Origin of the sequence: Streptomyces virginiae, assembly GCF_040638905.1 — a bacterium.
GTDB classification, from domain to species: Bacteria; Actinomycetota; Actinomycetes; order Streptomycetales; family Streptomycetaceae; genus Streptomyces; species Streptomyces virginiae_B.
On sequence record NZ_JBEZYV010000025.1, the window covers coordinates 1 to 18929 of the forward strand.

An 18929-nucleotide genomic window follows, 5' to 3' on the forward strand; every position below is an offset into this window, starting at 1 on the left:
CGGGGGGTGTCCCCCGCCGCCCCCCGGGGGGTGGGGGCCCGCCCCCCCCCCCGGGGGGGGGCCCGCCCCCCCCCCCCCCCCCCCCCCCCGGGGGGGGGGGGCCCCCCCCCGCGGGCCCCCCCCCCCCAGGCCGGGGTTCAGGACTTGCCGCGGCCGGTCACGAAGTCGCGAGCCCGGTCCACCAGGCCGGCGCCCGGTGCGAGGAGTTTGCTGGCGGTGGGGCTGCTCGGGGTGGCGGGGTGCGGGCGGGTGGGCGCCATGGCCTTGGCGCGGCGAATCTTGTCACCGAGAGCGTCCAGCTGCTGCGGGGTGCAGGCTCGCTGCAGCATGGGGAAGAGGTTGCTCTCCTCGTCCTGGACGTGGGTGGCGACCTCGTCCATGAGCTGGTGCAGGAGCGGGCTGATCTGTGCGTCGTCGGTGTTCATCTTCTCCAGCTGCTTGAGGATCTTCTCGACGCGGCTGTGGTCCTCGATCTCCTTGTCCGCCATCCGGTCGCCGCCCTCGACGTGCTCGCGCACCGCCGGGTAGAGGTACTGCTCCTCGGCGACCGAGTGCCGCACCAGCTCGATGGTGATCTCGTCGATGGGTCGCGGAGTTCCTGACCGGTGCCGGTCATGGCCTGGATGCGGCTGAACATCTCCTCCACCTCGCGGTGGTCGGCCATCAGCTCGTCGATCACGTTTCCGCCGTGTCCCATGTCGTCTCCATGCGTGTTCGTGGATGGGTCGCTCCGGCCCGACCCGATCGCTTCCCCGCCGGACGTGCGGGCGCCCGGCTGCTCGGAACGTCTCACCCGCATGGAGGGGGCAGCCACCTGGTCAGGGGGCCGATGTGGCCCGGCGGAAGAGGCGGGGCTCATGGTCGGCCGCTTCTGCTGGTCAGCAGCCGACCGAGTGGCCAGGTCGTGATCAGCCGGTCCGGTCCCAGGCCGTTCCGGGCCGCGCGCGCGTAACCCGTGCTCTGCCAGTGCAGCTGTTCTGGCGCGTGGGCGTCGGTGTCCACGGCGAACCGGCAGCCTGCGGCGGCGGCCTGCTCGAGCAGGCCGTCCGGCGGGTCGCGGCGCTCGGGCCGGCAGTTGATCTCCACAGCGGTACCGGCCCGCGCGCACGCGGCGAACACGGCTTCGGCGTCGAAGCGGGACTGCGGGCGCCCCCGGCCGGTGATGATCCGTCCCGTGCAGTGCCCCAGGACGTCGACGTGCGGGTCGCTCACCGCGGCCAGCAGGCGGGCGGTCATCGGCTCGGGTTCCGAGCGGAGCTTGGAGTGCACGGATGCCACTACGATGTCGAGCCTGCCGAGCAGCTCTTCCTCCTGGTCGAGTGAGCCGTCCTCGAGGATGTCGCACTCGATGCCGGTGAGCAGCCGAAAATCCGGGCCCGTCCTGGCATTCACGGCGGCCACGGCCTCCAGCTGGCTTTCGAGCCGCTCGGGACTCAGGCCGTGGGCGATCGTCAGCCGCGGCGAGTGATCGGTCAAGACGGCCCACTGGTGGCCCAGGGCGCGGGCCGCGTCGGCCATGGCCTCGAGCGGGCTGCCGCCGTCCGACCAGTCGGAGTGCAGGTGGCAGTCCCCGGTGCTCGCGGCCGCGAGGTCCCAGCCGGCGCGGGCCTCCGGTTCGGCTTCGGACTGCAGGCGGGCGAGGTAGTCCGGTACCGCGCCGACCGATGCCTGGGCGATCACCTCGGCGGTGACCGGGCCCACCCCGCGCAGTCGTCCGGCCTGTTCGGCGTCCACCGGGCCCGGTGGCAGGTCGTGGACGGCGTCGGCCGCTGTGTGGAAGGCCCGCACCCGGTACGGCGATGCTCCGCGCCATTCGAGGAGGAAGGCGATCCGGCGCAGAGCTTCGTCCGGGGTCATGGCAGGGGCGTTCCGCCGGTGGCGTTGACGATCTCGCCGGTGATGTAGGAGGCCTGGTCGGAAGCGAGGAAGACGTACGCGGGTGCCATCTCCGCCGGCTGGGCCGGCCGGCCCAACGGCGACTGCTCGCCGAACTTCGTCGGGTCGGGCATCGTCGCCGGGATCAGAGGGGTCCAGACCGGCCCCGGCGCCACGGCGTTGGCCCGGATACCGCGCTCTGCCAGCATCTGGGCCAGGCTGTGGGTGAAGGAGATGATCGCGGACTTGGTCATGGCGTAGTCGAGGAGGTGCGGGCTGGGCTGGTAGCCCTGCACGGAAGCGGAATTGATCACTGAGGCGCCCCGCGGCATGTGGGCCAGGGCAGCCTTGGTGAGCCAGAACATCCCGTACAGGTTGGTCTTCATCACCCGGTCGAACTGCTCGGTGGTGATCGCCTCGATCCCGTCCGGCTGGGCCATCTGGTAGGCGGCGTTGTTGACGAGCAGGTCGATGCCGCCCAGCTCGCCCACTGCCTTGTCGACGAGGGCGGTGCACTCGGATTCGTGCCGGATGTCGCAGGCGACGGCCACCGCTGTGCGGCCGGCCCGGCGGATCAGGCCGGCGGTCGCCTCCGCCTCCTGGGCTTCCTCGGGCAGGTGGGTGAAGACGACATCGGCTCCCTCCCGTGCGAAGGCCAGGCAGACGGCCCGGCCGATTCCGGAGTCCCCTCCGGTGACCAGTGCCTTGCGCCCTTGGAGCAGGTCGTGGCCCTGGTAGGTGTCCTCACCGTGGTCGGGGCGGGGGTCCATCGCCTCGGTGGAGCCGGGGTGGTCCTGGTCCTGCTCGGGAAACGGCGGACGGGGGTACAGCTCCACCGGATCGGTGAGGCGGGCCTGCTCGTGGGAAGTCATCGAGGACTCCTTTCGGCTCGTCGGGTGGGCGACGGTCATGAAGAGGGCGGGTAGGGGGCGGCCTTGAGACGGCGCGCGAGGTGCGCCGTGTTCGCGGCGAGGGTCCTGGTCGTGGCCGCGGTCTTCTCGGGGGTCTTGTCCAGGTCCTGGTAGTCGGTGCCCCGCATTGCCTCGCCGACCCAGTAGGTGACCGCGTTCGGGGCGAGGGAGAAGCCGACGTCGCTCAGGCCCTGGAAGAGTTCGGCGCTGACGTGGTGGGCGCCGTCCTCGTTGCCGACGACGCACACGGCTGCGGCCTTGCCGTAGGTGAGCATGCGGCCTTCGTCGTCGCTTTCGCCGAGTTCGGCGTCGAGGCGTTCCAGGACGCGCTGGGCGAGGCTGGAGGGATGCCCCAGCCAGATCGGTGTGGACAGGATCAGGATGTCGCAGCCCAGGATCGTGTCGCGGATCTCCGGCCAGGCATCTCCGTCTCCCATGTCGACCTCCACACCCGGTTTGACGTCGTGGTCGGCGATCCGGATGACCTTTCCGGTGACGCCGTGATCAGCCAAGGCGGCCATGGCCTGCTCGGCCAGCAACTGCGAGCTGGACCGCTTCGGCGACGGCGAAAGCGTGCAGACCAGTGCAACGGCGCGCAGGGAGGTGGTAGCGGTCGTGGTGTCCATGTGATCCGGCTACCCCGACGGTCATGCCGTATACCGCCCTCATGGTGACACCCGCCCGATGGAGCGTCGGTCCGCCCGCGGCGCCTACTGGTCCGAGGATCCGGGGTCCGCCATCCGGCGGTGTCCTCCTGCCTTGCAGGTCGGCAACCCGTCCCACGGCCTCTGCTGCCTGCGCCCGGTCCTGCACAGGCGGGTCGGGAGCACGGTGGCCGCTGACAGCGGTGACGACTCGGCCGGCTCGTCGGCCCGGTGAACCGCTGGGCGCTGCCCGACGCCGTTCCCGCCACGGCCGCTCGCCGCTCACACCTTCGCCGAGGACGCCGCCACGTACTATCCGGACCGCGTGCGCAGGGTCTGGGCGAGCATCGGGCCAAGAGGTCACGGCTGTCTCGCGCCCCCCGGCGGCGCTGCCGCCGGGGGGTTGCCACGTCGTGGCCGACTTCGCCGAGCCGGCCGGCTGCTTGAACTGCCCTTCCTACGTGGACGCGTCGCCGATGGCCGTTCCCCGGCGGTACGCGGCGGTTGCCAGGGATGCTTGCCGGGGACGCTGACACGGCGCCGGTTCCGACCCCCGAGGGGTGTCGGGACCGGCGCCGGGTTGGGGGAACGCGACACCGCCAGACGCTGCGCAGAGCGCTGCGGCTCAGCAGCCGCCGCAGTTGTAGAACGTCACGTCCCAGTGGTTGCCCTCGTCGGCGTAGATGTTGCCCGCTCCGGACTTCCACTGCGGGGCGCCGTCACCGCGCACGCCGATGTAGGTGAACGTGTTCTTGATGTAGTTCCCGACGCACGTGTACTTGCTGAAGTCGAGCTTGTAGCCGTTCCAGTGCGAGTAGGTGCCGCCGGCGTGGCCCGTCTCGGTGCCGCCGGTGATGTTCAGGGAGCAGCCGCTGGCGCTCTTGAGGGTCTGGGCGCCCTTCGCCGTGGCGAGGTTGAGCTGCTCGAAGGACGTGCAGGTCGGGTTGTTGCGGTCCGAGCAGCCGCCGGAGGATGACCAGGTGATGGCGGAGCTGCGGAACATGGAGGTCGCGGTGGCGTGGCTGATCTTGGTGGCCGCCTGGGCTTCGCCGGCCCCGCCGATGACCCCGGCGCCGGGAGCGAAGAGCGCCCCGAGGACGAGGGCGAGGGCGGTGAGGACGGAGCGGAGCGTCCCTCTGCGTGTGCGGAGTTGGGCCGAGTCGCCGGCCCGGGGGCCGGCGGGAGGGTTGGTGGTCTTCATGAAGCTTTTCCTCCGGGTGCGGATCGCGGAAGTGGGGAGCGGTGCTTGACGGCGGTCTACCCGCGTGGACCTGTGAGCGTGGCAGACCCCGGGTGGGTTGGCGGGAACGGTCACATGGCGGCGGACCGGAAGGCCGGCAGGTATCCGCCGGAGTGGCCGGCGGCCGTGGGGTGATAGCTGTTGGAGACGGGCACCGAGACGCTGTGCAGCCATGCTGCGCCCGAGCAGATCTCGTGGCCGGTGAACTCGTCCACGACGCTGGAGTAGGTGAATCCCGCGTTGGCGGCCTGCTTCGCGAGCATCCCGTTGAGAGCGTCGCTGCCCCGGTTGATCGCAGCCCGTTCGCCTTCGCTCAGGCCGGCGATGCAATTGCCGTTGAGCTGGTAGAAGCGGGGATAGCCCAGGACGACGACGTGAGCTTGGGGGGCCTTGCCGCGGATGGCGCCGTACAGGGACGAAAGGCTCCCGGGCAGGGTGCCGTTGATCTGCCCGATGGCGTTGTCCACGGCGCTCAGGCAGGTCGCCTCGCTCTGCAGGACACAGGTCTGCATGACGTTCGCGAACCCCACGTCGTTACCGCCGGCGGTGACGCTGACGAGCGTGGTCGAACTGTTGAGCGGGCTCAGCTGGTTGCTCTTGACCGTACCGGTCGTGGCTCCCGAACAGGCGGTGAACGAGAACGAGGCCGGGGCATTGGCCGCCGCCCACAGGGACGGGTAGGCCTTGCTGCTGCGCTGGCAGCTGCCGCTGTCGGACAGGTAGCTTCCGGCGCCCACCCCTGAGGAGTACGAGTCGCCGAGAGCGACGAAGCGCCCTCCCGCCGCCGGGGCTGCGGAGGCCTGCTGTGCCAGACCGAGAGTCGTCGCGGCCACAAGGGCCAGCAGAGCGGGCAGAACCCGTCTTGCGCGTGTCGCGAACATGACAAGTAACTCCTCGATGTGTTGTGGGGAACAGGAGTTGTTGAAGCGTCACTCTTCTAGCAGCGCAGGAGCCCCTGGCGATAGGTGTGGGCAATGGTTTGTTTGTTTCCGCGAGCTTGGCTGCGCCCTGCGCCCTGCGCGCTACGGCCCGTCCTGCCCGGGAAGCCGCCGCCGCGGCCGGGGTGGCCGACTTCGTCCGCATCACAGAGCCGCAGGCGGCCCGGCGTGCGCGCTCGACCAGGGATGGACGTGGTCGGTGGCGCGATGATGGGTGGGTTGGCCGGTCCGATGCCGCCGCCCGGCCCCGTCGCCTTGGAGGAGCAGCCCATGAGCCGTCCCGTGCACGCCACCGGTACCGACAGCGAAGCCCTGCGCACGGTCATCGAAGCCGCGATCGTGAACTACCTGGGCGGCGCTGCGGAAGCGGAGCCGGACGCGGCCGACCTCGCCGCCCACGTAACTGCCGCCGTCGAACGACTGCTGGCCGCCGGACCGCCGGCCGAACCGGCCACGGAAGGCGACGAGATCTGAAGACCTCCCTCGGCCCGCCGACGAGTGCCCGGACCCGCGCCCACCGCTTTCCCTCCCCGCTGACGCGCTGTAGACCGTGCCGTTCGCGTCCGGCGACCATGCCTTGTGCGAAACGCGGAGCAGCCGAGCAGCCGTGGGGCACGACGGGGGCTCAGGCCGGCCTTCCGTCGCTGCGTGGGGGAAGCACGGTCAGCCGTAGCGGTTGAGTGCGCGGCGCCTTGATGGAGGAGGGGCCGCGGGCTCCTGGGGCCCGAGGCTCGACGCGGGCACCCTTTGGCCTTGACGTCTCGACGTCCACGAGGTGCTGACCGCAGACATCGCCACGGCCGACATCTCCGCCGCCCGCAGCCTCCTGCACCGCGTGATCGACGAGGTGCGCCAGTACGAGGAACGGGCCCCGGACAGCCGCTAAGGGCGTTGGCAATGGCCCGGGCGCCCCTCAAGGGCTCGTGCGACGAGGTCGTGGATCAGGAACTCCCCGGGCCCGCGGTTCTCCTTGAGGCGGTCGAGGTCGTCGCAGCCGAACCAGCCGTAGGCGGAGTGCTTGGACCATTCCAGCGCGGGGGCGTCCAGGTCGCCGTCGACCTCGACGAGGTAGTCGGCCTCGTGACGGAGGCCGCCGCCGTCGTCCCCCGTCCAGGTCGTGGTGCCGAGGAACCGCCGAACGCGGCTCAGGCGCCAGCCGGTCTCCTCCTCGACCTCGCGCGCGAGGGCTTCCAAGACCGTTTCGCCGGCCTCGACGTGGCCGCCCACGATGTCCCAGGTGTCGGGGAAGAGCCGCCGGTCCGGGCTCCGCTTCTGGGCGAAGGCCGCGCCGTCCCGGTTGAGGATGACGGCGCCGACGGTCCACACCTCGCCCGCCGCGGGAACGGGCACCTCGATGTCGTCGGCGACGATGAATGACGGGTCACGGGTAGCCATGCCCGACAGCGTAGGCCCGCCCTGGCAGACTGCGATCTTCATGGTTCGACGGGTGGGGGAGATCGGCGTGCGCGGCTTCATACGGGGAGCGGCGCGCTCCTCGCCCTGTCTTCCGCGGCGGCCGGTTGTACCGGCGGGGAGACGGGCGGGAAAGGGGGCACGCCGCTCACTTCCGCGGAGCTTTCTGACGCCGTACTGAGCGGGAAGCACTCCGGATTCGAGGCGTTGCCCCAGAGTGAGCCCCTGCTGGAGGACGTGGACGTGGTCACGGCGGCCGATCCCGCCTGCCAGCCGCTGGCGGACCTGCGGAGCGTCACGCCCGAGCACGAGGCCACCGGTACCGCCTGGGCATCCCTCGACGCCCGGGACGGGGCCGCCGGGGGTGGGAGCGTCGTACTCACCAGCCACCCGGAGGGTGAGGCGAAGGCGTGGATGAGCGAGCTGAGGGCGGCCGTCTCCACGTGCAAGGACTTCGCGGTTCCTCCCAGCGGGGCTGGAAGGAGCGGGGCATTCTCACGGCGTTGCCGTCGGACGGGATCGGGGACGAATCCCTCGCCTTCTCCACCGTCAGCACCGAAGACCCCGGCAAGGGACAGGCCATGACGATAGTGCGCACCGCCGGGTCACTGGCGGTCCACCTCACCTCGTTGGAGACGGACCCGATTCCGGCCGCCCTCATGCAGCTGCAGCACGAGCGGCTCCGAGACCTGCCCTGAAGCGGGCACGCCCTGGGCGGGTGCGGGTTGCGGCGGCCGCGTAGGGTCGGCCTGTGCGGAAGGAGACGGACCAGGTGACGGACCAGGTGACTGACCAGGGGCAGGACATGGCGGGCACGGCCCCGGAAGCCGGGGCCGTGGCGTTCGTGTGCGCGAAGTGCGGCGTTGCGCTGACCGGACCGCTGACCCGGCTGCCCGCGGTCCCCGAAGCCCCGTACCACGCCTGGTCGGAGGCCGACGAGCCCCGTCCATTGCCGGCGACCGTGCCGTCCGGCCGCTACGCGATCGAGACGGAACCGTACGGTGCGCCCTTGGTCGTCGCCGAGGTACCAGGACCGGTGATGCCGCGTCAGGGGCAGCACTGGAACGCGGACGGGAAGTTGCTGGTGTCGCGGGGGCCGCGGGGCAACATCGTCGTCAACCCGGACGACGCCCACGGCCTGGAACTGGAGCACGCGGCCCCAGCCTGCTGCGGAGCCAGTCCGGACGGCGGAATGAACCAGGTGTGCGCCTGCGGAACCCTCGTCGCGACCCTCTCCTCCGACTGCTCCATGCCGTACGAACTCCACCTCTCGGCGGCCCACGTCCGAGCGGTCCGGCCGTGACGCGGCGGCAGCCTGCCGCCCTCGCCGTTACAGGCCCGCGAAGGTCAGGGCGGTGGCGGTGACGGAGCGGGCGATCGCGGTCGCGTACTGCGTGTCGTGGTCCTCGTCGAGGAGGGTGTCGCCGGGCGTGTGGTACTTCCGGGTGCCGGTTGCGCCCTGGCTGCCGTCGGGACGGAAGAGGTCTTCGGAGACGGCGATCGCCGCCCATCCCCGCTCGTGGAAACTCGCGTGGTCGCTCCGCCCCAAAGCGGGGTCCCCGGGTCCGGTGAGCTGCTGGACCGCGAAGCCGGAGGCGATGGCAGGGACGGTCTGCGCGACCAGGTCACCGAGCGCGTCGGAGGCGGCCACGACCGGCCCCGGTACGGAGGATCCCGCGTGGATCTCCACCGCGGGCGGGCTGCCGTCCTGCAGGCCGGCGATCATGTCCATCTGGAAGACGCCCGCGATGCGGTCGTCCGCCGCAGCCGCGGCGCGCGCGTAGCGTTTGCTTCCGAAGAGCCCCTGTTCCTCGGCGTTGAAGAGGACGAAACGAACGTGACGCGTCGGCTCCCTGCCCTCCTCGACGAGCGCGTGCAGACACTCCGCCGCGGCCATGACCGCCGCCGTGCCGCTCCCGTCGTCGTCCGCGCCGGGCGCCGGGTCCACCCTGGGGTCGTAGCGGCGGGGATCGCCGTTCGCGTCGACGAAATCACCGCTCTCCGCCGTCGAATCCAGATGTCCCGTGATGAGAACGGCGGAGTCGGCCCCCTCGACGCGGTGCTCCGCCTCGACATTGAACAACCGGTGTCCCCGCCACTTGAACGAGTGCCGTCGGACCACCAGCCCCAGATCCTGGAAGTGCCGGACCAGCGCGTCCACGACGAGCCCGTTGTCGGCGTGTGCCGCGTCACGGCTGCGGACCTTCAGCGGCTCGCCCGGGACCAGCGGTTCGACGCCGGAGATGCGTGCCACGTGAGCACGCAGCACCTCGGGCGTCACGGACGCGTGTACGGCCGCGAGCGTTTCGGGGGAGGGGAGACCGTTGCCCGCCTCCTCGTCGAACCCGGCGGGCAGGGCCGCGGTGAACTCCTCGGCCTGCGTCTCACCGGGGCGTGACAGGAGCGCCGGGTCCGGCAGCAGGCGCTCGGTGTGTCCGGGCTTGGCTCCCGGCGTGTGCACCTCCTCGATCGGGACACCGGCGGGCGCGGCGACGTACACCCCGCCGGGTGCCGGCCCGAGCGACGTGATCTGCCCCGGGTACCCGGTGAGCTCGCCGGCGACGAAGCAGAACGCGGCCGTGGCGCGCATGGCCCCTTCGGTCGTCGTCCGGGACTCGTCCGAGGCGCCCGCGAAGGCCTCCGGCACGGGGACCGAGCGGTCGTCCCTGATCAGGAACGCCGCAGTGTCCTCCACCTGTCCCCGGACGTCGGTGGTGAACCCGGCCTGTTGCAGCGCCTCGATCCCGAGTGCGCTCGCCATCGCGAGCACGAGCCGCGGGGAGGCGACGTGCACGGCAACGGCCTCCGTGCCGTTCGCCACCGACTCCAGCACGCCCAGGGCCCCGGCTTCGGGCACGTCGATCCTCGTCCAGAAGACGGGGCGGTTCTCGATGGCGGCCCGGGTGAAGACGGGGTGGGGTGCGGTGCGCATGCCCGCCGTGCGGGCGAAGGCGCGCTCGTCAGGGTCCTCGCCCACGAAGACGCAGTCGTCGGCCGCGCCGCCCGTGCTCCCGACCGCGTCGTCGAAGATCGTGCGGCTGGTCTTGGGGCCGAAGTGGATGAGGTGGTCGTCCGGGAACCGGCCGGGGAACGCCTCATGGAGGGCTTCCGCGATCTGCGAGGCCGCATCCGGCTCGGTGCCCGGGTCGGAGATGATGCCCTTGGGCACTTCCGGGAAAGCGTCGAGAACCTGCGTGATGCGGGGGCGGGGACGCAACAGCCAGGATCCGTCCGCTTCGAGACGGCCGTCCGCCAAGGTCGCCCCGATGTCGAAGAAGATTGTGGTCATCTCGACTCATCCGCTTCTATGTGATGCCGACACTCTGGTAGGCGTCGTCGACCGCCTTCAGAGCGCCCGTCCGTGCGGCGGTGTTGCCGGCGAGATACGTGTTGGTGACGTCCCGCAGGGCCTGGCGCATGTCCGCGAAGCTCGACAGCCTCAGCAGGCGTACGAAGGCGAGATAGACCAGCAGGGCCCACTCCTCGACGGTGAGGACCGGCGTGCCCGCGGCGTCCACGGAGGTGAGCAGGTGGTGCATCGCCTTGTTGTGGATGTTGCTGTTGGTGTGGACACCGCCGTTGTCGCCCGTGGTGCGCAGGTATTCGCTCATATGGCTGGGGTCGCCGGTGCGGGCGGGGTCGCTCATGTCGCGCAGCGGCAGCCCGTTGCCGCCCAGCCCGACGCCGAGTTCCCAGGTCCAGGTGAGCACGTCGTCGCGGTCGGGCGCCTGGTACCAGTTGGCGATGATGATGCCCATCGTGTCGGCCAGCGACTCGTTCAGGGCGCCGGACTGGTCCTGGTAGACGAGGTTGCTGGAGGTCTCGATGACGCCGTGGGTCAGCTCGTGCGCGATGACGTCCAGATGGCGGGCCAGACTGACCAGGCGGGCGTCCACGGAGACCTGGCCGTACCACATCCGCCCCTTCCACCAGACGGCGTTGACCCACTCGGGCCCCGGCCCGTCCTCGCTGTAGGTGCAGTTGACCGCCGAGGTCAGGTCCATCTCGGCGTCGTCGATGCCGTTGCGGTACAGCTGGTCGCGGTAGAACCTGGCCACCCGCTCGGCGTTGACGTGGGCCGAGACACCGGCCCGGTGGTCGGTGCCGAAGTCGGCCTGCGAAGAACCGATCGCCGAGGCCGGGAGCGCGGCGGCCTGTGCGAGGTCGGCGAAGGCCAGGTCATAGGTGGTGATCTGCCGCCACCGGTCATCCAGAAGGTACGAGCCGTTCTGCCGGCTGCCGTGGAACCTGTGGTGGACGCTGGCCTCGTCCTCGCCCTCCAGCCGCGTCGGCACCATCACCGTCGGCGTCATCCCGTAGGACCGGAGGATCTCGCCGGAGAACGCGTCGACGAGGTAACCGGTGAGCGGGGAGTCCTCACGCGGGGACCGGCCGAGTCCGTGGCCGCGGCCGCCCGGCTCACGGCGCATGGCCGGCAGTTGCGCCGGCACCTCACGCAGGTGCCAGGCCAGGTGCCAGCCGTCGTCCTGTTCGACGTAGGCCAGCGTCGCGGGCGGCAGGTCCTCGGCGGCGACCGTGCTCCCCGTCGCCTGTTTGACGCGTTCCAGCGCGTCCGTCCCGGACAGCTCCGGCACGGAGCCGACACCGCTCACCTCACCGAGACGGCAGTCCATCGAAACCAACCGCTGGTCCTCGTCTATCTCGACCAGCGCCTCGGTGCCGAAGATGGGGATCTCCTGCTGCGTCTGCTCGAAGCGGACCAAAGTGGTGCCCATACCGGCCTGACGGCGCGGCGCCTCGAGCAGGGCCAGATCGGGAACCCGCTCGGGCCGGTCCTCCCGGACCGCGTGACGCAGCCCCGGTGACTCCTCCCGGGCGAGTTTCTCGGCCAGGTAGAACCGCGCAGCGGACTCGGCCGAGTTGAACGCCTGCGGGCCCTCTTCGCCGTCGGTCGCCGACATGCCGCGCACCCTCTCGCGGCCCAGATGCGTGCCGCGCACCTCCGGGTCGTCGGCAACGTGATAGCGATACCGTTCCAAGTCTGACATCGCCGCAACCCCTTTCGCCGCCCCGCCCGCCTTGACGCCTTACCCCTTCTTCGATCGTCACGCAACGTGATGAACGGGGCAACCGGAAGGCGGAGGCGGCCACCGGGTCACGATCCGGCCTGCGGGCCATCGAGCCCTGCCACGCGTCGCATGTCGGCCTGCCGCGCTCTTCGCGACAGTGGTCGGAGCCGGCGCAGTCCATTACGCCGAGTAATTGAACTGTCATCATTGTCCTGCTGGATCGTTGAAGCAGGGGCGACGACGGACCAACGGGATGATGCCCGGTCGCCGGTCGTCCTGGTGCCCCGCACGCCTCCGGCTCCCCGACGGGCATTGGCTCTACCGTGCAGACAACCCGTCCGCACACCGGACTACGTCCCGCCGCACAGGCGTTCCCGTGGAGGTCAAGATGCCCAGTCCAGCTCAGCCGTTCGGCAAGGTCGTCAGCAGCAGCGGCGTCAACCTGCGGAGGTATCCCAGTACCGACTCGTCCCTCGTCGGCAACCTGAACCACGGCGCCGAAGTCGGCCTCCACAGCAAGGTGCACGCGCAGACCATCGACGGAAACAGCATCTGGTACTTGCTGCGCGACCAGGCCGTGTGGGTCTCCGCCCGCCACGTCGACAACACCGGAGAGGTGCCGCTCTCCAAGGACGCCCAGCCGGCCGCCCCCCAGGGCTGACGGCGGGTCGGCCCGCGACCCGACCGACGCCGTCCCGGGGGCAGCCCGCCGCGGCTCCCCCCGGGACGGATCGGGGGCGGTACGGGAGACCCGTCCGCGTAACCCGTTCCCGATCGCACACACGTGCGTGACCTGCGTTAGTCTCTCGGGGCGCAGGAGCGGAACGCAGACGTAGACGGGGGAGCCGTGTCCTATTCGGAGCGCTGGCAGGAGCTGTTCGGACCGATGGACGGCGGGCCCGCGATGAAGCTCGCCTCGACGGCCCCCGACTCCGGGGGCGGCGGGGGCGGTGGGGGCGGGGCCCCGGACCTCAAGCACAGCAAGGGTCCCTGGACCAGCGCCTCCAGCACCGCCGGCGACCTGCGCACCAGCACGGAGACGAGCCGCGCGGCGCTCGGGCCCGGCCACGAGGGCGTCGACACGGGGGCCGCCGGCCTCAGCTCCGTCGCCGCGCTCAAGAGCGTGCTGACGTCCTGGGAGGAACGCCTTCAGTCCGTGCGGGACGAGTGCGAGCAGCTCAAGGGGACCCTGCTGAAGGTCGCCAAGGAGATGGGCGAGACGGACGCCGCGATCGAGACGTCCTTCAAGGGCGTCGACGGCGGCTCCAAGGCGGACGAGAAGCGATGACCGGAACCCTCACCTGGAAGCAACTGCGCGACCTCAAGACCTCCGAGTTCACGGACGCGGGCGACAAGTGGCACGAGGTCTCTGACCGCTCGGACTCCGACCGCGTACGGGTCGACCGCGCGATGTCCGCGAAGCTCCGCGAGACCCAGAAGAGCGAGTCGGCGGAGGCGGCCCTCGGCAGGCTCCAACGCCTCAGCCGCAACTTCCAATACCTGCACAGCGAGTGCGGGCTCGTCCGTACGGCGCTCAACGGGCTCGCCAGCGATCTCGCCGAGCCCCAGACCCAGTTGAAGCAGGCGCTCGCGGACGCCGCCGCCCTGAACTTCACCGTCCACGACGACGGTTCCGTCAGCTACCCGGCCGTCGAGGTCGAGGACCTGACCGGGGCGAAGAAGGAGGCCCCGGGCAGCAAGGTCCAGGGCAGCTCCCGCCTCCCGCTGGAACCGCCCGGCTTCGGCCAGCAGGGCCAGTCGCCGCTGTACCCCGGCTACTCGGGCTTCAAGCCGCTGAACCCGAACGCGGCGAAGGCGCAGGACGTGGCCGACCGCGTGGCCCGGGCCGTACGGTCCGCACAGGAGATAGACGCCCGGTACGCGAAGACCCTCAACGGCCTGAAGGCGGAGAAGGGCCTCGACGTCACCGAGGCCACGCTGAAGGACGTCTTCCGCGACACCTCCGACGTCCGCTCCGCCGCCGGCACGTACCTCGGCGAGAGCGTCCCCGAGGACAAGAGCCCCGCGGAGCGCAAGAAGTGGTGGGACGGCCTGACCGAGGAACAGCGCCAGGAGTACCTGGAGATCGCCCCGGACCTGGTCGGCAGCCTGGACGGCATTCCGGCGGTCGCCCGTGACGAGGCGAACCGCAACTACCTGCCCGTGCTCATCGACGACCTGGCGCGGCACGGCGGCGACGACGCGGAGACCAAGCTCAGCGCCCTCCGCGGGATCCAGGACAAGCTGAACGAGCCCAGCCGCCCGCCCATGTTCCTCCTGGGCATCGGAGACGAGGGCAACGGGCGCGCGATCGTCTCGTACGGCAACCCCGACACCTCCAAGAACGTGTCGGCGTACGTCCCCGGCCTCAGTACCAGGCTCAACGACGAGTTCGTCACCGACACGATGAAGCGGGCCCAGGACACGGCCAAGGGCGCCCAGCGCCTGGACCCGTCCAGTGCCTCGATCGTCTGGCTGGGCTACGACGCCCCGCAGAACGTGGACGTGATGACGAGGGGCGACGCGCAGCGGGGCGCCCCGGCGTACAACCAGTTCATGGCGGGCCTCTCGGCGACGAACCAGAACCCGGACCCGCACGTGACGGCGATCGGGCATTCCTACGGCTCCCTCACCGTGGGCACGGCCGCCAAGCAGTCCGGCGGCATCCCGGGCGTCGACGACGTGATCCTGCTCGGCAGCCCCGGCGTGGACGCGCAGAAGGCGACGGAGCTCGGCGTGGGCAAGGACCACGTGTTCGTCGGCGCCGCCGACAACGACCCGGTCACCCACCTGCCCTCGAAGGACGAGGCGGCGCTCGGCTGGTTGCTGGGAGGCCCGGTGGGCGTGGGGGTCGGACGTGACCTCTTCGACATCGGCAACGACGACGTGTACTTCGGCAAGGACCCGGCGAGCAAGGCCTTCGGGGCACAGCGCTTCCTGGTCGACGACGGGCCGAGGATGGTCTTCGACGGCGGAGGCTTCGACGCCCACTCCCAGTACTTCACTCCGGAGAAGGACCAGACGTCGGCGAACAACATCGCCAGGATCGTCGCCGGACAGCCTGAGAAAATCGTGAGGGAAGAATACCGATGAAGCGCATCACCCGGACCATTCGCCTGACCTGCGCGCTGGCCGTGGCCGGCGCGCTGCTGGCCGGATGCGGACCGACGGACGGCACCAAGGACGGGCGAGGAGCAGTGGCAGGCATGGACATGCAGGGAGCGGCGGAGCGTGCCGACGCGATGTTCTACGCGACGGTCGGGGCGATCAAGCCGGACATCGAATGGGTCCACGACACCACGACGGCCGGCAGCTGCGACGTGACGCGCTACTGGACGGTGATGACGGTCGTCTCCGAGCAGCGCCGCGGCAACTTCCTCGGTGTGGTCGAGAACTTCTGGAAGGCGAGCGGGTACCAGATCAAGACGGTGAATCCGGACAAGGACATGCCCGAGATCGTCGCCACGTCCCCGGACGGCTTCGGCATCATGGTCCTCTTCGGCCACCAGGGGCAGGCCTTCTTCGAAGTCACCAGCCCCTGTGTGAAGAATTCCAAGGTGGCAGCACCGACCAAGGTGGCGAACGGCGCCACGTACGAAGGCGAAACCGCCATCCCCGCCCCCAACGTCCGCTCCGACTTCTGGTCCGCCGAAACCCCGGTGCCGGGCTCCACCCCCGCGCCCTGAGCGACTCTGCCCGTCGGCGTCGGCGGGGCGTGGAGCTACGACGCCGGGGAGGCCCTGGTCTTCCGCCCGGAGAACCAGGGCAACCTGCCTCCGGCGACACCGCTCAGGTCGTGTCCGGCCGTTTACCGGGCGGCCGTGGCGAGGAGGAGTTCGGCCGCCACAGCTGCTCCGTCGGTGCGGACCGCGCCGGCCACGGCCGTTGCCCGGGCGCGGGTTTCGGGGGCCAGAGCCGTCCGGAGCGCGGCCGCCAGGGACTCGAACGTGACCGCCGGACCGTCGTGCGCCACGCCGATGCCCAACTCGGCCACCCGGCCCGCCCAGTAGGGCTGGTCGGCCATCTGCGGGACCACGACCTGAGGTGCGCCCGCCCGGGTGGCCGTCGTCGTGGTGCCCGCGCCGCCGTGGTGGACGACGGCGGCCACCCGGCCGAACAGCGCCTGGTGGTTGACCTCGCCGACCACGAAGCAGTCGGCCCGGTCGTCGATCAGGGTCAGGTCGGCCCAGCCGCTGGACACGATGATGCGCCGGCCCTGGGCCCGGACCGACTCGATCGCCACCCGGGCGGCGTCCTTCGACGCGTGGAGGGGCATGCTGCCGAAGCCCACGTACACGGGCGGCGCACCGGCGTCCAGGAACGCCACGAGCTCGGGCGGGAGCGGGTTGCGGTCGGGCAGGATCCACGCGCCGGTCTGGACGATGTCGAAGCCGAGCCCCTCCTGCGCCGGGTCGAGCGCCGGGTCCGTCGCCAGCCACGGCCGCTCGCCGAAGACGTAGTCGCGGACGTTCTCCACCGGCGGCAGACCGAACGACGCCCGGTTCGTGTTCAGCGCCTCGCCGAACAGCGCGTTGATGTTCTGGGCGTCCAGGTCCCACAACGCCCGGTTGTCGGTCACCTCCGGGGGGAACGGCCGGCCCGGGTACGCCAGCGGCGCGCGCCGCGGTGACGGCAGGGTGAGCTGCTGGAAGGTGACGGACACCGACGGAATGCCGAGCTTCTCAGCCACCGACCGGGCTCCGGCCGCGGCGGGCATCGCGCCGGTCGCGAGCACCACGTCGCAGCCCTCAGCCACCGGAAGCCCCGCTTCGAACTGGCTCGCGATGATCTCGGCGGCGCGCTGGGGAAGGGACGACGGCTGCGGGGCCGCCTTCATCAGCGCGCGGGCCGACGGGCCGACGGGCACCATCGGCACACCGATCCCTGCCAACCGCTGCGCGAAGTCCTCGTCCGGGGGTGCGCACACCCGCACCTTCGCGCCGAGCGCACGCAACTCCACCGCGAGTCCGGCCAGTGGTTCGATGTCCCCGCGCGATCCGTACGCCATCAGCAAGACGTTCATGCGTTTTCCGTTCTCGTTTCGTGGTCCGGCCTCGGCTCCCGGTCGTGCCCCACCATCCCGCCGGCCATCGAAATGATCAAGGTAGACTTCCGCGCGGTTCGATAACCGCTGGGTTATCGGCGGAGGCTACGGGGGCTGGGAGCCGGTGGAGCTGCGGGACATCGAGATCTTCCTCGTACTGGCCGAGGAACTGCATTTCGGCCGGGCCGCACAGCGACTCCACGTCTCCCAGGCGCGCGTCAGCCAGGCCATCAAGAAGCAGGAACGGCGCATCGGCGCCGAGCTGTTCACCCGTACCAGCCGCTCGGTTCACCTGACCGAGGTCGGCCGGCAGTTCCGCGACGACCTGCAACCGGTCTACGCGGGCCTGCACGAGTCACTGGAACGCGCTCGGCTGGCCGCGCGAGGCATCACCGCACAGCTCCGCGTCAGCCTCATGCCCTTCAACGTGGCCGATCTGTACCCCTACTGGAAGGCGTTCCGCGCCCGCCACCCGCAGTGGGGACTGCAGGTCCGTCAGGCCACCTTCACCGATGTCTTCGGCCAGCTCCGAAACGGCGCCATGGACGTCCTGGTCGTCTGGCTGCCCGTCGAGGAGCCGGACTTCACCGTCGGGCCGACCCTGTGCACCGACTCCCGGATCCTTGCCGTGGCCGCCGACCACCGGCTCGCCGGGCGGGACTCCGTGCCGCTGGAGCTGCTCGCCGACTTCCCGCACGGCACCGCCCTCGGCCTGCCCGACTACTGGGAGGACAGCTACCTGCCCTTCCACACCCCACGAGGCCGGCCGATCCGGCGCATCACAGCTGCGGCCTCGGACAACGCCGACGAGCTGATCAGCCACGTCGGCATGGGCGAGATCATCCACACCTTCCCGGGCCATGTCACCAGGTACTGGGGCCTGTCGAACATCCGATGGCTTCCCGTCCCCGAGATGGGCCGCATGACCTTCGCCCTCGTCTGGCGCACCGAAGCCGAGAACGAGCTCGTCCGCGCCCTGGCCGACACGGTACGAGACCTCGGCGCCTACCGGTTCTGACCTTGCGCGAGGTGTACGTCGATAACCCAGCGGTTATCGAACCGCGCGGAAAATCCCATTGATCAGCCGTGCCGGTCGCAAGATCGTTGGGGGCATGCACACACGCGTGAGAACCCCACCCCCGTGAGCGACGCCATCGACCTGACCATGATGTACGCGATGCACGGCGCCCTGCGCCGGGAACTGGTCCACCTGGACCGGATCACCACCGCCGTGGACCGCGACCCCCGGCACGTCCTGCCCACCGCCGCCGGATGGAAGCTCTTCAAGGCGGCCCTGCGCGCGCACCACGCGGCCGAGGACGAGGCGCTGTGGCCGTCGCTGCGACAGGGGCTGGCCGGCAGGCCGAAGGACCTGGCCCTCGTGGAGGTGATGGAGGTCGAACACGCCGCCATCGAACCGGTCGTCCAGGCCGTCGACGACGCACTGACCGACCCCTGTGTCGACCCGCTGCTGCCGGGCCAACTGATCGACGCACTGACCCGCGGGCTGGCCGGGCACCTCGAACACGAGGAGCGCGCCGCCCTCCCGCTGGTCCGGCAGGTGCTCACGGCCGAGCAGTCGGGCCGGCTGTGCCGGGCCCACGCACGCCACATCGGCCGGGGAGACCCGCTGCTGCTGCCGTGGCTGCTGGACGGCGCCGACGAACGCACCGCGGCGCGGCTCCTCGCCCGCCTGCCCGCATCCGCGTACGCCGCCTGCACCACCCGGTGGATCCCCGAGTACGCCGCTCTTGACCGCTGGAGTCCGGGCACCGCCGCCTGACGTACACGCAACCGCCCCGCCCCGCCCCGGAAGCACCTCGACCGACTCGAC

General features: G+C 70.9%; 18 protein-coding genes and 1 pseudogene. 9 read left to right on the top strand and 10 right to left on the bottom strand.

The annotated features are described in order from the left end of the window. Positions 1-137: 137 nt before the first annotated feature. From AB0F82_RS27450 to AB0F82_RS27475, 6 genes and pseudogenes are all read right to left on the bottom strand, one after another. Positions 138-697: pseudogene (locus AB0F82_RS27450) on the bottom strand (hemerythrin domain-containing protein). Between the two features lie 158 nt (positions 698-855). Beyond that, positions 856-1857, bottom strand: coding sequence for a PHP domain-containing protein (locus AB0F82_RS27455; protein WP_362632129.1), 1002 nt, complete (start codon positions 1855-1857; stop codon positions 856-858). Further along, the gene (locus tag AB0F82_RS27460) at positions 1854-2747 is read right to left on the bottom strand and encodes an SDR family oxidoreductase (protein WP_362632131.1); all 894 of its coding nucleotides are present in this window, start codon (positions 2745-2747) and stop codon (positions 1854-1856) included. Before AB0F82_RS27460 ends, AB0F82_RS27455 begins: the two co-directional genes overlap by 4 nt. A gap of 35 nt (positions 2748-2782) precedes the next feature. Further along, positions 2783-3412, bottom strand: a complete 630-nt coding sequence (locus tag AB0F82_RS27465) for a flavodoxin family protein (protein ID WP_362632132.1) — start codon at positions 3410-3412, stop codon at positions 2783-2785. Between the two features lie 643 nt (positions 3413-4055). Continuing rightward, the gene (locus AB0F82_RS27470) at positions 4056-4631 is read right to left on the bottom strand and encodes a hypothetical protein (RefSeq protein WP_362632134.1); all 576 of its coding nucleotides are present in this window, start codon (positions 4629-4631) and stop codon (positions 4056-4058) included. Between the two features lie 110 nt (positions 4632-4741). Next, the gene (locus AB0F82_RS27475) at positions 4742-5551 is read right to left on the bottom strand and encodes an SGNH/GDSL hydrolase family protein (RefSeq protein WP_362632135.1); all 810 of its coding nucleotides are present in this window, start codon (positions 5549-5551) and stop codon (positions 4742-4744) included. A gap of 327 nt (positions 5552-5878) precedes the next feature. Here AB0F82_RS27475 and AB0F82_RS27480 point away from each other — a divergent pair, with 327 nt between their 5' ends. Then, complete coding sequence (locus tag AB0F82_RS27480) at positions 5879-6082, top strand: hypothetical protein (RefSeq protein ID WP_362632137.1); 204 nt, start codon at positions 5879-5881, stop codon at positions 6080-6082. A 408-nt stretch (positions 6083-6490) separates the two neighbouring features. On the opposite strand, the gene AB0F82_RS27485 is transcribed toward AB0F82_RS27480, so the two are convergent. Continuing rightward, on the bottom strand, positions 6491-7003 hold the full coding sequence (locus AB0F82_RS27485) for an NUDIX hydrolase (RefSeq protein WP_362632139.1): 513 nt from the start codon (positions 7001-7003) through the stop codon (positions 6491-6493). A gap of 428 nt (positions 7004-7431) precedes the next feature. Here AB0F82_RS27485 and AB0F82_RS27490 point away from each other — a divergent pair, with 428 nt between their 5' ends. Both AB0F82_RS27490 and AB0F82_RS27495 read left to right on the top strand, forming a co-directional pair. Further along, positions 7432-7719, top strand: a complete 288-nt coding sequence (locus tag AB0F82_RS27490) for a hypothetical protein (RefSeq protein ID WP_362632141.1) — start codon at positions 7432-7434, stop codon at positions 7717-7719. A gap of 74 nt (positions 7720-7793) precedes the next feature. Beyond that, on the top strand, positions 7794-8324 hold the full coding sequence (locus AB0F82_RS27495; protein WP_362632142.1) for a hypothetical protein: 531 nt from the start codon (positions 7794-7796) through the stop codon (positions 8322-8324). Positions 8325-8351: 27 nt separating this feature from the next. Here AB0F82_RS27495 and AB0F82_RS27500 read toward each other — a convergent pair whose 3' ends face one another. Together AB0F82_RS27500 and AB0F82_RS27505 are read right to left on the bottom strand one after the other, a co-directional pair. Continuing rightward, positions 8352-10310, bottom strand: a complete 1959-nt coding sequence (locus tag AB0F82_RS27500; RefSeq protein WP_362632144.1) for a M28 family metallopeptidase — start codon at positions 10308-10310, stop codon at positions 8352-8354. Positions 10311-10326: 16 nt separating this feature from the next. After that, complete coding sequence (locus tag AB0F82_RS27505; RefSeq protein WP_362632146.1) at positions 10327-12030, bottom strand: M4 family metallopeptidase; 1704 nt, start codon at positions 12028-12030, stop codon at positions 10327-10329. A 409-nt stretch (positions 12031-12439) separates the two neighbouring features. Between AB0F82_RS27505 and AB0F82_RS27510 the strand changes: the two genes are divergently transcribed. From AB0F82_RS27510 to AB0F82_RS27525, 4 genes are all read left to right on the top strand, one after another. Beyond that, on the top strand, positions 12440-12712 hold the full coding sequence (locus tag AB0F82_RS27510; RefSeq protein WP_362632148.1) for an SH3 domain-containing protein: 273 nt from the start codon (positions 12440-12442) through the stop codon (positions 12710-12712). 186 nt (positions 12713-12898) lie between these two features. After that, the gene (locus AB0F82_RS27515) at positions 12899-13339 is read left to right on the top strand and encodes a hypothetical protein (RefSeq protein WP_362632150.1); all 441 of its coding nucleotides are present in this window, start codon (positions 12899-12901) and stop codon (positions 13337-13339) included. Next, positions 13336-15144, top strand: a complete 1809-nt coding sequence (locus AB0F82_RS27520; protein ID WP_362632151.1) for an alpha/beta hydrolase — start codon at positions 13336-13338, stop codon at positions 15142-15144. Before AB0F82_RS27515 ends, AB0F82_RS27520 begins: the two co-directional genes overlap by 4 nt. Continuing rightward, entirely contained in the window at positions 15141-15737 is a 597-nt protein-coding gene (locus AB0F82_RS27525) for a hypothetical protein (protein ID WP_362632152.1), read from the top strand. Before AB0F82_RS27520 ends, AB0F82_RS27525 begins: the two co-directional genes overlap by 4 nt. Before the next feature lie 122 nt (positions 15738-15859). On the opposite strand, the gene AB0F82_RS27530 is transcribed toward AB0F82_RS27525, so the two are convergent. Then, on the bottom strand, positions 15860-17074 hold the full coding sequence (locus AB0F82_RS27530) for a glycosyltransferase (protein ID WP_362632153.1): 1215 nt from the start codon (positions 17072-17074) through the stop codon (positions 15860-15862). A gap of 145 nt (positions 17075-17219) precedes the next feature. Here AB0F82_RS27530 and AB0F82_RS27535 point away from each other — a divergent pair, with 145 nt between their 5' ends. Both AB0F82_RS27535 and AB0F82_RS27540 read left to right on the top strand, forming a co-directional pair. Continuing rightward, the gene (locus tag AB0F82_RS27535; protein WP_362632154.1) at positions 17220-18113 is read left to right on the top strand and encodes a LysR family transcriptional regulator; all 894 of its coding nucleotides are present in this window, start codon (positions 17220-17222) and stop codon (positions 18111-18113) included. 123 nt (positions 18114-18236) lie between these two features. Beyond that, positions 18237-18878: a hemerythrin domain-containing protein gene (locus AB0F82_RS27540; RefSeq protein WP_362632156.1), complete on the top strand. Its 642-nt coding sequence runs from the start codon at positions 18237-18239 to the stop codon at positions 18876-18878. Positions 18879-18929 lie beyond the last annotated feature (51 nt).

Bases quoted from the DNA above. Each gene is read 5' to 3' on its own strand.
- AB0F82_RS27455 (WP_362632129.1), bottom strand. From the start codon at position 1,857: ATGACCCCGGACGAAGCTCTGCGCCGGATCGCCTTCCTCCTCGAATGG.
- AB0F82_RS27460 (WP_362632131.1), bottom strand. From the start codon at position 2,747: ATGACTTCCCACGAGCAGGCCCGCCTCACCGATCCGGTGGAGCTGTAC.
- AB0F82_RS27465 (WP_362632132.1), bottom strand. From the start codon at position 3,412: ATGGACACCACGACCGCTACCACCTCCCTGCGCGCCGTTGCACTGGTC.
- AB0F82_RS27470 (WP_362632134.1), bottom strand. From the start codon at position 4,631: ATGAAGACCACCAACCCTCCCGCCGGCCCCCGGGCCGGCGACTCGGCC.
- AB0F82_RS27475 (WP_362632135.1), bottom strand. From the start codon at position 5,551: ATGTTCGCGACACGCGCAAGACGGGTTCTGCCCGCTCTGCTGGCCCTT.
- AB0F82_RS27480 (WP_362632137.1), top strand. From the start codon at position 5,879: ATGAGCCGTCCCGTGCACGCCACCGGTACCGACAGCGAAGCCCTGCGC.
- AB0F82_RS27485 (WP_362632139.1), bottom strand. From the start codon at position 7,003: ATGGCTACCCGTGACCCGTCATTCATCGTCGCCGACGACATCGAGGTG.
- AB0F82_RS27500 (WP_362632144.1), bottom strand. From the start codon at position 10,310: ATGACCACAATCTTCTTCGACATCGGGGCGACCTTGGCGGACGGCCGT.
- AB0F82_RS27505 (WP_362632146.1), bottom strand. From the start codon at position 12,030: ATGTCAGACTTGGAACGGTATCGCTATCACGTTGCCGACGACCCGGAG.
- AB0F82_RS27510 (WP_362632148.1), top strand. From the start codon at position 12,440: ATGCCCAGTCCAGCTCAGCCGTTCGGCAAGGTCGTCAGCAGCAGCGGC.
- AB0F82_RS27520 (WP_362632151.1), top strand. From the start codon at position 13,336: ATGACCGGAACCCTCACCTGGAAGCAACTGCGCGACCTCAAGACCTCC.
- AB0F82_RS27525 (WP_362632152.1), top strand. From the start codon at position 15,141: ATGAAGCGCATCACCCGGACCATTCGCCTGACCTGCGCGCTGGCCGTG.
- AB0F82_RS27530 (WP_362632153.1), bottom strand. From the start codon at position 17,074: ATGAACGTCTTGCTGATGGCGTACGGATCGCGCGGGGACATCGAACCA.